The organism is Ornithinimicrobium sp., assembly GCF_051004135.1.
Lineage (GTDB): Bacteria > Actinomycetota > Actinomycetes > Actinomycetales > Dermatophilaceae > Ornithinicoccus.
Map to the genome: position 1 here is coordinate 1 of NZ_JBPCKQ010000020.1, position 9,596 is coordinate 9,596.

The 9,596-nt window shown below is 69.5% G+C and carries 13 protein-coding genes and 1 tRNA gene; 11 read left to right on the plus strand and 3 right to left on the minus strand.

From position 1 onward, the window contains the following. The first annotated feature begins 199 nt into the window (after positions 1-199). The 6 genes from ACR2FV_RS01145 to ACR2FV_RS01170 all read left to right on the plus strand — a co-directional run bounded on the left by ACR2FV_RS01145 (position 200) and on the right by ACR2FV_RS01170 (position 3,499). Positions 200-700, plus strand: a complete 501-nt coding sequence (locus ACR2FV_RS01145) for a hypothetical protein (protein WP_434013893.1) — start codon at positions 200-202, stop codon at positions 698-700. A 112-nt stretch (positions 701-812) separates the two neighbouring features. Continuing rightward, positions 813-2,114 carry a S8 family serine peptidase gene (locus ACR2FV_RS01150; RefSeq protein WP_434013894.1) on the plus strand — a complete coding sequence of 434 codons (1,302 nt, stop codon included), beginning with the start codon at positions 813-815 and terminating at the stop codon, positions 2,112-2,114. Next, a complete protein-coding gene (locus ACR2FV_RS01155; protein WP_434013895.1) occupies positions 2,111-2,377 on the plus strand; it encodes a hypothetical protein in 267 nt (88 codons plus the stop codon). Before ACR2FV_RS01150 ends, ACR2FV_RS01155 begins: the two co-directional genes overlap by 4 nt. Before the next feature lie 26 nt (positions 2,378-2,403). Beyond that, positions 2,404-2,763, plus strand: a complete 360-nt coding sequence (locus ACR2FV_RS01160) for a nitroreductase family protein (RefSeq protein ID WP_434013896.1) — start codon at positions 2,404-2,406, stop codon at positions 2,761-2,763. Then, positions 2,760-3,044, plus strand: coding sequence for a hypothetical protein (locus tag ACR2FV_RS01165; protein WP_434013897.1), 285 nt, complete (start codon positions 2,760-2,762; stop codon positions 3,042-3,044). The genes ACR2FV_RS01160 and ACR2FV_RS01165 overlap by 4 nt, the downstream gene beginning before the upstream one ends. A 26-nt stretch (positions 3,045-3,070) precedes the next feature. Then, positions 3,071-3,499 carry a VOC family protein gene (locus tag ACR2FV_RS01170; RefSeq protein WP_434013898.1) on the plus strand — a complete coding sequence of 143 codons (429 nt, stop codon included), beginning with the start codon at positions 3,071-3,073 and terminating at the stop codon, positions 3,497-3,499. Between the two features lie 18 nt (positions 3,500-3,517). On the opposite strand, the gene ACR2FV_RS01175 is transcribed toward ACR2FV_RS01170, so the two are convergent. Both ACR2FV_RS01175 and ACR2FV_RS01180 read right to left on the minus strand, forming a co-directional pair. Further along, the gene (locus ACR2FV_RS01175) at positions 3,518-3,991 is read right to left on the minus strand and encodes a hypothetical protein (protein ID WP_434013899.1); all 474 of its coding nucleotides are present in this window, start codon (positions 3,989-3,991) and stop codon (positions 3,518-3,520) included. Further along, positions 3,988-4,650 (minus strand): CDP-alcohol phosphatidyltransferase family protein, encoded by a 663-nt coding sequence (locus ACR2FV_RS01180; protein WP_434013900.1) that lies wholly within the window; start codon positions 4,648-4,650, stop codon positions 3,988-3,990. Before ACR2FV_RS01180 ends, ACR2FV_RS01175 begins: the two co-directional genes overlap by 4 nt. Before the next feature lie 105 nt (positions 4,651-4,755). Here ACR2FV_RS01180 and ACR2FV_RS01185 point away from each other — a divergent pair, with 105 nt between their 5' ends. Then, on the plus strand, positions 4,756-5,412 hold the full coding sequence (locus tag ACR2FV_RS01185; RefSeq protein ID WP_434013901.1) for a TVP38/TMEM64 family protein: 657 nt from the start codon (positions 4,756-4,758) through the stop codon (positions 5,410-5,412). Here ACR2FV_RS01185 and ACR2FV_RS01190 read toward each other — a convergent pair. After that, the gene (locus ACR2FV_RS01190; RefSeq protein WP_434013902.1) at positions 5,367-6,116 is read right to left on the minus strand and encodes a spermidine synthase; all 750 of its coding nucleotides are present in this window, start codon (positions 6,114-6,116) and stop codon (positions 5,367-5,369) included. The genes ACR2FV_RS01185 and ACR2FV_RS01190 overlap by 46 nt on opposite strands. A gap of 50 nt (positions 6,117-6,166) precedes the next feature. Between ACR2FV_RS01190 and ACR2FV_RS01195 the strand changes: the two genes are divergently transcribed. The 4 genes from ACR2FV_RS01195 (at position 6,167) to ACR2FV_RS01210 (ending at position 9,342) form a co-directional block, all read left to right on the plus strand. Beyond that, positions 6,167-7,105 carry an aminotransferase class IV gene (locus ACR2FV_RS01195; protein ID WP_434013903.1) on the plus strand — a complete coding sequence of 313 codons (939 nt, stop codon included), beginning with the start codon at positions 6,167-6,169 and terminating at the stop codon, positions 7,103-7,105. A 64-nt stretch (positions 7,106-7,169) separates the two neighbouring features. Beyond that, positions 7,170-7,412, plus strand: a complete 243-nt coding sequence (locus ACR2FV_RS01200; RefSeq protein WP_434013904.1) for a hypothetical protein — start codon at positions 7,170-7,172, stop codon at positions 7,410-7,412. A gap of 54 nt (positions 7,413-7,466) precedes the next feature. After that, positions 7,467-7,543: transfer RNA gene (locus ACR2FV_RS01205), tRNA-Val, on the plus strand. 1,322 nt (positions 7,544-8,865) lie between these two features. Beyond that, positions 8,866-9,342 (plus strand): helix-turn-helix domain-containing protein, encoded by a 477-nt coding sequence (locus ACR2FV_RS01210; RefSeq protein ID WP_434013905.1) that lies wholly within the window; start codon positions 8,866-8,868, stop codon positions 9,340-9,342. Positions 9,343-9,596: the final 254 nt, after the last annotated feature.

Below are 9,596 nucleotides of genomic sequence, written 5' to 3' on the forward strand. Positions count from 1 at the left end.
CAGCCACCCGCAGCTGCTCCACCGTCGGCTCAGCCGGAATCGGCGGCAGCGGATCATCGGACACCTAACAACTGTCCCACCAGTCACACCAGTATCAACCCGCCACGCCGAACACCTGAGTAGTTACACATCAAGACTCATTAAGGAGACACGCTCTAGGTTGACAGAGAGGGCTCCGGCCCACGGAGCACCATCTGGCGTGTTGAGTCTTGACCCGATGTGCTGTCCGCGGGACAATCGTGGTATCGGCAAGGAGGCGAGGGCCATGAGTAAATACCTGATCGTAGCCAATCAGACCTTGGGTGGAGCAGAGCTCGAGCGCGAGGTCCAGCAACGCATCAACGGGGGTGAAAGTCACTTCCATGTTGTGGTTCCGGCAACGGCCACGCACCACAAGAGCGCCGACTGGCGAGGCGGGTTCGCGGACGAATCCTCCGAGACGGACAAGGCGCACGACATCGCCGAGCAGCGGTTGAGCAAGATGCTCGACAAGCTCAAGCAGCTGGGCGCCGAGGCCGACGGCGAGGTCGGCGATCCCGACCCCCAGACTGCGGTCAAGGACGTCCTGCGCCATCACTCCTTCGACGAGGTCATCGTCTCGACGCTGCCCGGCGGAATCTCGGGATGGCTCAAGGCGGACGTGCCCAGTCAGATCGCAGCCGTCACCGGCTCGCTGGTGACCACGGTCCGCGCGGAGTAGCCGTACCCCGACGCTCGGTCGGCGGTAGGCCGTACATCGGCGCCCTACCGCCGAGCGGCGCAGCGCCTACCCTGGGAGCGACCCCAGCGCCGACACATGTCAGGAGAGCGTCGTGATCCCCCAGGACTCCCAAGGTGCACCGCAGGACCGCCGGGCCAGGGGTATGCCGCGCGGCAACCCGGAGACGACCGGCAGGTATGTCGTGGTGCTGGCCGACAACACGGACCCGGCTGCCGTCTTCGCCGACGTGGCCGGGCTGCGGACCGTGGCCTCCTCCCGCGACTACGGAGAGCAGGCCCTCGACATGGACGAGGTCGCCGGGGCCGATGCGACGATGTTCGCACAGCTGGGTATGGCGGTGGTCTCGGCCGACCCCTCCCAGAGCGGCGCGCTGCGAGCCGCGGTCCAGGACTCCGGCACGCCGGTGCTCGCCGTCGTGCCGGAGCTCGTCTATCACGTCCTGGCCGACCCTGCGTATCTCCAGGGCTACCGCGACGGCGTCGAGGACCTGGCACGACGTCTCGGATCAGGGGAGGGGGCCCCGGGTGACGGCGACGCTCCGGCATACGAGGACACCGACGAGGCGACCTGGGGGCTGCAGGCGCTCGGGATCACCGCCGACAGTCCCACCGGGGCGGGGGTGCGGGTCGCCGTGCTGGACACCGGGCTGGACCTGGAGCACCCCGACTTCGCCGGCCGGAGGGTCACCAGCAAGTCGTTCGTCGAGGGCCAGTCCGCGCAGGACGGCCACGGCCACGGCACGCACTGCATCGGCACCGCCTGCGGCGGCGTCTCGCAGGACGGGAGGCGCTACGGCGTGGCGAGCGAGGCCGAGATCTACGCCGGCAAGGTCCTCGGCGACCAGGGCTCGGGGTCGGACGCGGGGATCCTGGCCGGCATCAACTGGGCCGTGGCCAACCAGTGCGCGATCGTGTCCATGTCGCTCGGGGCCGACGTGCCCGAGCCGCACCCGCCCTACACGTTCGCCGGGCGCCGGGCACTGGAGCAGGGCACCCTGATCATCGCCGCCGCCGGCAACAACGCTGATCGTCCGGACGACCCCGGCTTCGTGGGCGCCCCCGCCAACAGCCCGGAGATCATGGCGGTCGCGGCGCTGGATGCCTTCCTGGACATCGCCAGGTTCTCGGCCCGCAGCCTCCCGGGCCCCGGTGGACAGGTGGACCTCGCCGGACCCGGGGTGGAAGTCTTCTCCTCCTGGCCGATGCCGGAGCGCCACAACACGATCAGCGGCACCAGCATGGCTACCCCGCACGCAGCCGGAGTGGCAGCGGTGTGGGCCGGGGTCACCGGGCGCCGAGGGCTGGAGCTGTGGGCCACGCTGGACAAGCAGTGCCGGCGCCTGGAGCTGCCCTCGGTCGACGTCGGTGCCGGGCTGGTGCAGGTGGGCTCGTGATCCCCGAGCCGCAGACCACGTCCGGGCGGCGGCGCATCGTGGTCACCGTCGAGGCACCCCACCAGGCACGCATCACCCAGGTGAGCCTCGCCCTCACCGAGCAGGGGGTCGTGGTCGAGCACGTGCTGGCCGAGCTGGGGATGATCACCTGCACGGTGCCTGACGCCGAGCACGCCGCTCTGGCCGGTGCGGTCGAGGGCGTGGCCTCGGTCGAGGACGAGTTGGGCTATCAGCTCCCACCGCCTGACTCGCCTGTCCAGTGACGGCGGATTCCGCTGCGCACGATGCGGTGACCCAGCCGGCCCCCTTGCTCGATGTGCCCGAAGATCAGGCGTGGCGGCGCGCGGCCGACTTCGCCGCCGACCTGTCCCGGCGCCGCAGTGTGCGTGAGTTCAGTGACCGCCCGATCCCCTGGGGAGTGCTGGAGGAGGCGGTGGGGGCCGCGGCCACGGCGCCCAGTGGCGCCAACGTGCAGCCGTGGCGGTTCGTGATCGTCACCGACCCGCAGGTACGCCGCCGGTTGCGGGTGGCGGCCGAGGCGGAGGAGCAGGAGTTCTACGGACGGCGGGCCTCGCAGGAGTGGCTCGACGCACTCGAGCCGATCGGCGCGGACTGGCCCAGCCTTTCCTGGAGACCGCTCCCGCCGTGATCGCGGTCTTCGAGGTGCACAAGGGTCCGGACACGCCGCGTCCCTACTACGTGAAGGAGTCGGTCGGGATCGCGGTCGGCTTCCTGCTGGCCACCCTGCACCTGGCCGGGCTGTCGACGCTGACCCACACGCCGAGCCCGATGCGCTTCCTCAACGCCATCCTGGACCGGCCGCCGCACGAGCGTGGCTTCCTGCTCATCCCGGTCGGCTATCCCCAGCCTGGTGCCACGGTGCCGGCGATCACCCGCAAGCCGTTGGACCAGGTCCTGGTCCATCGGTGAGCGAGCCGGCGTGCCACGCTGGGGGTATGCCGATCCCCGTCCAGTCCTACGCCCACGTCCGCCTCACGGTCACCGACATCGAGCGATCCCGGGCGTTCTACGAGAAGGTGTTCGGCCTGCCGGTCGCGCACGAGGTGCCCGAGCACGCCGACGACACGACGCGCGAGCAGCTCGCCTGGCTGGCCGGGGGAGTGGTCTTCCGCCTCGGCAGCTCGCTGCTCGGCCTGCGCCCGGTGGCGCACGACTCCTTCGACGAGAACCGGGTGGGCCTGGACCACCTGAGCCTGAGCGTGGACTCCCACGACGACCTGCGCGCCGCCGCCACGATGCTCGACGAGCTAGGCGTGCCGCGCGAGCAGATCAAGGACATCGGCACCGGCTACATCCTGGAGTTCCGCGACCCCGACAACATCGCCCTGGAGCTGTTCACGCCCACCGAGGCCGACCACCCGTGACCCGCCCTGCGCGGTCGCTCAGCCGAGGCCGCGCAGCGCGTCCATCACCCAGGCGAGCCCGCCCAGCACCGCGGCGAAGCGCAGCGTGCGCCCCACCAGCACGATGATCGTGAACCAGACCCGGTTGATCTCCAGCTGACCGGCCACCACCGCCATCACGAACAGCGGCGGTATGCCGACCGAGGCGGCCAGGAACAGCACCGACCCGGAGACGACGGGTCGGGCCTCCAACCGGTCGTGCCACAGCTTGCGCAGCCGCTGCGCCTTGGGGTTGCTCATCTTGCGCCGCGTGAACGACCAGGTCAGGGCCCGCCGACCCACCTCATACCAGATCAGCTTGCCCGCGGTCTGTCCCAGGCCGGCGACGAAGGCGATCAGCCACAGCCCGGCGGGGTCGGTCGCGACGCCCAGGGCCACGAGGTAGGCCTCGGCATTGACCAGGGGGATCAACGCGGAGACCAGACACACCCCGAAGGTGAGCACGAGCGTCACCGGGTCTCCGGGCCGGCCGGCGATCGCGACAGCTCGTGCGCGCAGTCGGTGTCCGGCGCGGGAGGCAAGCGGGACAGTCGGCGCAGGCTGAGCAGCTTGGCCACCAGCAGCACCCCGGCGATCGCGGTGGTGAGCACGACGCTCTCGGTCAGCAGCAGCAACACGAGGAAGATCGCGGAGTTGGCGGCCTTGGCCGGCTTGGACCAGTTCCACCGGTAGATCGGGGCGTCGGCGAGATAGAAGTAGTTGGGGCTGGACAGCGGGTAGGCCAGGAAGGCCAGCGAGAGCATCAGGTCGACGACGCTGAACGAGAGCAGATAGACCGCGACCGGCAGCACCATGTGCGGCAGCAGCCACACCACCCCCATGTAGACCACGGCGGCGCACACGCGGTCGCAGACGATGTCGAAGACCGCCCCGATCCGGTTCTCCCGGCCCAGCAGCCGCGCGACGGCACCGTCAGCGGTGTCCCCGACCCAGTAGACCCCGGTCGCCCACAACAGCAGCGTCAGGTCCTGGTCGACCGCCGCGGCCAGGCCCAGCCCGACCGCGACCACGGTGCGCAGTGCGGTGATCGCGTTGGGGACGGTGCTCCACTGCTCCAGCTCGCCGTGGCTGCACTCCCGGTGACCGTGGGGGCAGCTGCGCGGCGTCCACATGGGGCGCAGTCTCTCATCGGCGCGGGGAAGAGGATCACAGACTCACCGACTTACGACACAGATAACTCTGACGGAAGGCGGCGGGCTGTGACACGACGGTGGCTGGTGAACGCGCTCCTGCTGGCGGCGCTGGTGGTCGTGGGAGTCGTGGTCTGGCAGCAGGAACTGCTGCGACGGATGCGGCTGGAGGAGCTCGTGGCCGACGCCGGGCTCTGGGGACCGGTGGTCTTCGTCGTGGTGTATGCCGTGCTCAGCCTCTTCCCGGTGCCGCAGGGCCTCTTCACCGTGCTGGCGGGGGTGCTGTTCGGTGCCGTCGGTGGCGTGCTCGTGGTGTGGGTGGCGGCCGTGCTCGGTGCGCTGGGCGGGTTCCTGATCGCCCGGAGCTCGCTGCGCCCAGCGATCGACCCGATCATCCGTCGCTACCGCGGTGACGTCCGCGAGCGGCTGGTGGGCACCGGGGTGCTGCCGATCCTGGCGATCCGGCTGATGCCGGTCGCGCCCTTCATGGCCGTCAACTACGTCTGCGGAGCGGCCGGGGTGCCGCTGCGGCCCTACTCGATCGCCACGATGCTCGGGATCCTGCCGGCGGTGATCGTCTACGTCCAGGTCGGCGCGAGCGGACTGCAGGATCCGGCGGGTCTGCTGTGGGGCCTGGCCGGCATCGTGCTGCTGATCCTGCTCGGCGGGTGGCTGTTGCGGCGCACCGACCGGACCCGTCAGGCGGGGTCGTCGCAGGAGTCCGGCTCGGTCCTCGAGTCCTGAGCGCGAGCCAGGTAGACCGTGCTGCGGGAGGTGCCGCCGGTCAGCGGGTTGGCAAAGCTCACCACCTCGGCACGGGTCTGCGCGAAGACCGCGCCCAGCGAGTCGAGGAAGCTCTGGTCCGGCGGGCGGTCCGACCACAGCGCAAAGACGCCCTCGGCGCTCAGTAACCGGCACAGGTCGGTCAGGCCCGCGGGGGAGTAGAAACCCTGGTGGCTGTGGTCAAGCACGAAGTCCGGTGCGTGGTCGATGTCCAGCAGCACCACCTCGTATGCCGAGCGCACGCCCTCGATCGGTGTCTCGCCGGCGACCATGGCGAAGAAGTCGCCGGCGAGCAGGCGCGTGCGCGGGTCGCGGACCAGCTCGGCCGACCGGGGCAGCAGCTCCTGCTCGTGCCAGTCGATGACCGGCTGCAGCGTCTCGACCACGTCGACGGCGGCGACGTCGGCGTGCCGCAGGGCCGCCACAGCGGTGTAGCCCAGCCCGAGACCGCCGACCAGCACCCGCGGGTCGGCGAGCTGCCCCCAGTCCAGTGCCAGGTCGGCCATCGCCTCCTCGGCGACCGTGAACATGCTGGACATGAGGTACTCCTCACCCAGCCTGACCTCATACACCTGCTGCCCGGTGATCGGCTCCCGGCGGCGGCGCAGCGAGATCTCGCCCATCCGGGTCGGCGCGAAGGACAGCTCCTCGAAGCGCAGGCTCATGGCAGGTCTCGTCTCCTCATCGGGGGACCACTCTGGCAGAGTGGGGGCCCATGAGCGTGACACAGCAGGACAGCGCCGACCGTCAGGAGACCCGCGACGCGGTGCGGGTGTGGGTCAACGGGCAGCGGGTGGACGAGGGGCCCGCCCTGGCCGCCCTGGACCACGGCATCACCGTGGGCGACGGCGTCTTCGAGACCGCGAAGGTGGTGGGCAGCCAGGTGTTCGCGCTGACCCGGCACCACGACCGGATGGACCGGTCCCTGTGGGGACTGGGCCTGCCCCTGCTGGACCGGAGCCGCGTGCACGAGGGGATCGACGCCGTGCTCGCCGACGGTCCGGTGGATCTCGGCCGGTTGCGATACACGGTGACCGCCGGCCCCGGGCCGCTGGGATCGGACCGACTGGGCGGGGCGATGACGTACATCGTCACCCTGGGCGCTGCCCCGGTGGCGCCTCCAGCGACGACCGTGGCCGTCGTGCCGTGGACCCGCAACGAGCGGGCCGCGACCGTGGGGCTGAAGACCACGTCCTACGCCGACAACGTCGTCGCACTCGCGACCGCAAAACAGCTCGGTGCCACTGAGGCGATCTTCGCCAACACCGCCGGTCAGCTCTGCGAGGGCACCGGGTCCAACATCTTCGTCGTGCTCGACGGGGTCGTGCTGACCCCGTCGCTGGCCACCGGGCCGCTGGCCGGGATCACCCGTGCGTTGACCATCGAATGGCTGGACGCCGAGGGCATCGAGGTCCACGAGGACGAGCTGCCGTTGTCGATCCTGAGCGAAGCGGACGAGGCGTGGATCACCTCCAGCACCCGCGACGTGCAGGGCATCTCCACGGTCCGGGTGGCCGGGTCGGCGTCGTCGCTGGCCGGGCGGGTGCCTGCGGCTCCGATCGGGGAGCGCGACTTCGCCACCGGCCCGGGGGAGGTCACCCGTCGCGCGCAGGAGATCTTCGCCCGCAAGGGCGCCGAGCACCCCGACCCGTAGGCCAGGCGAGGCCGATTCGGCGCTATGGGTTGTCGAAACGTGCTCGAAGGAGCACAGTTGGGGTATGGAGCAGAAACAGGAGAAGTCGAGTCGGTCGAACACCCCGGACGGCGGCCCCGGGCCCGGAGACAGTTCCTCGATGGTGCGCATGGTGCTCATGGCCCTGGTCGCGCTCTTCTGCGCGGTCGGTGCCTTGTGGACGGCGGCCAACGCGATGGCCGGCTGGATCCCCGCGGTCCTGGTCATCATCGGGCTGCTGGCGATCCTCGACCTCGGGATCGGGGCGCGCGAGCGCAAGAGCGGTTAGGCCGCGCGCGATTCGCCACGACGGGTGCGGGCAGGCTACTGTGCGTCCTCGCACGGACGTGTAGCTCAGTTGGTTAGAGCGTTCGCTTCACACGCGAGAGGCCAGGGGTTCGAGTCCCTTCACGTCCACCAATATCAAGTGCCGCTGACCTGCGAGGATGTCATATTCCGCCCCCAGATCTTCGACGTCGTGCGATAAGCGTGCGACAAGGATCTGCGCTTGGGTCACGAATTGAATCTGTGCGATGTGGCCCGGGTCCCCCACGGTTCGCAACCGCGGAGTCGGCCGAGTTGCGACGCGCCGCCGTTTCACCAGTCATTGACACACCCAGAGCACCCCCGCAGCATGCTGCCTCATAGAGGGCCGTCGGACTTGACGCTCGGTCGTCCGTCACGATGGTCGCGTGACAGGACGCTGGGTGGGAGATCGCGACGGGTTCGGCCAATTCGGCGTGGTTGACGAGACGGCCTACTGTGCCACGGGTGCGGAGCCCGATTTGTCCACCTCGGGCTGCACGTCTACCGGGCCCACGGTTTCACGGCTGACGCCTACCGCGTTGCTCACGGACTCCGCCGCCGCGGCCTGGTTGTCGCTCGTACTGCCGCCGGTCATCGCTGAGAACGCGCGACGCACTCTGCCTGCGAAGTCGGCCTTCACCGAGGCGCGCGACCCCGCAGCGGCCAGCGGAGCTCAGCGTCGAGGCCCCGACGCGATCTCGCCGGCTGGGTTGGCGGCAATCCGAGAGGCGGCGGCAAAACGGCGCGGCTCAGGACGCAAGGGGACCGTGGTGACTTGCGAGTGGTGCCGCGTCCGGTTCTGCCCCCTCGTGGCGGCCTCAAGACGCCGGTTCTGCTCCCGTTCCTGCGCCGCGCGCAGCACGCGACGCCTGGGCCGCTAACGATTTCGATGGACGAAGGGGGACCTGATTCCGGCATCCGTGCTAGCGCGCTCCCAGGTACGACGTCCTTGCTTGCCGGCGACAAGGTGGCCGAAAGGCAGTAGCCCTGAGCGGTCCGGTGAGGCGTCCGTCCGGTCACTTCCCACTCGATACTGGTCTCGGTCGAGTAGTCGCCAGACGGTGCCCGGCAACAGACGGGTACCTAAGCTCCGACCGTTGGTATGCGAGTCATCAGGTGGTCGACGTCCTCTGGGTCAAGACGTAGGACCCGCGGGCCGCCGCGGTAGGCTGGTAGAAGGCCTTGCGCGATCCGGCGACGCAGAGTCCGAGTGCTAAGACCCGTCCGTTCAGAGGCCGAGGCGAGCGACTCGAACTGCCGTCTGGAGGCATGGGTTGCATGTTGCGAGCGTGTGTTCATGTCACCCAAAGCGCCATCGAGCGGCCAGGGTCTCATTGCACAGGATCCCGTGGGTTCAACCCGACTGTCGGGACAAGCTACTGCCACTTGAGTGGCGTCGGCTGGTCCCCGAGTCTCCGGAGTCTATATTGCGTCACGTGGGCAAACCGGGCGGGAGGGCGACCGTCCGCTACGCGCGTGTGCCGCTGGACACGGAGCGGCTACGCACCCTCCGGCTACGTAAAGGGTGGTCGCAGCATGCGCTCTCGGTGAAGGTCGGGGTGCAAGGGGCCGCTGCTATCTCGGCCTGGGAACGAGGTGTCGCCACGCCTCGACCTAGCACGCTAAGCCGGGTCGCTGAGGTGCTGGGTGTCGAGCCCAGCGAGCTGCTCTCAGTCGACCACGCAGACGGTCTCGCTTTGCGAGAGCTGCGTGTCAGCCGAGGCATGAGCTTGAAGGAGTTGGCCGAGGCGGCGAACGCCTCCTCGTCGGCGGTCCGCCGCTGGGAGAGCGGTGACTTCAGGAAGATGCCCGCTCGCGACGTGGTGGGCGCGCTGGCGCGCGCGTTGGATGTTCCCGTGGCACGGGTCGAGACGGCTCTCGTGCTGGCGCGCCGCATGGCCAAGGGCGCGTAGCTGATCCTCCGTCGGTACGCCGGCGCACCGGCGCGTCGGGTAAAGGTTCGGCAAGGAACTCTGTAGCGTCAGCTCTGGCGTCAAGCTCTGAAACCGCTCGCTGTCGATAGACGGAGGGCCAAAGTCCCACTTTTCCACAGGCCCAGTTCAACGGCTGCTGAAGCTTCGAAGCTAGCGGTAAAGTGCCGATGATCGCAGAAGTGAGACCCAGGGCACCCTCGGCATGTCTAAGGCTTTGGTTCGCCCCCCGCAGC

Bases quoted from the DNA above. Each gene is read 5' to 3' on its own strand.
- ACR2FV_RS01170 (WP_434013898.1), top strand. From the start codon at position 3,071: ATGCCGATCCCCGTCCAGTCCTACGCCCACGTCCGCCTCACGGTCACC.
- ACR2FV_RS01180 (WP_434013900.1), bottom strand. From the start codon at position 4,650: ATGTGGACGCCGCGCAGCTGCCCCCACGGTCACCGGGAGTGCAGCCAC.
- ACR2FV_RS01190 (WP_434013902.1), bottom strand. From the start codon at position 6,116: ATGAGCCTGCGCTTCGAGGAGCTGTCCTTCGCGCCGACCCGGATGGGC.
- ACR2FV_RS01195 (WP_434013903.1), top strand. From the start codon at position 6,167: ATGAGCGTGACACAGCAGGACAGCGCCGACCGTCAGGAGACCCGCGAC.
- ACR2FV_RS01200 (WP_434013904.1), top strand. From the start codon at position 7,170: ATGGAGCAGAAACAGGAGAAGTCGAGTCGGTCGAACACCCCGGACGGC.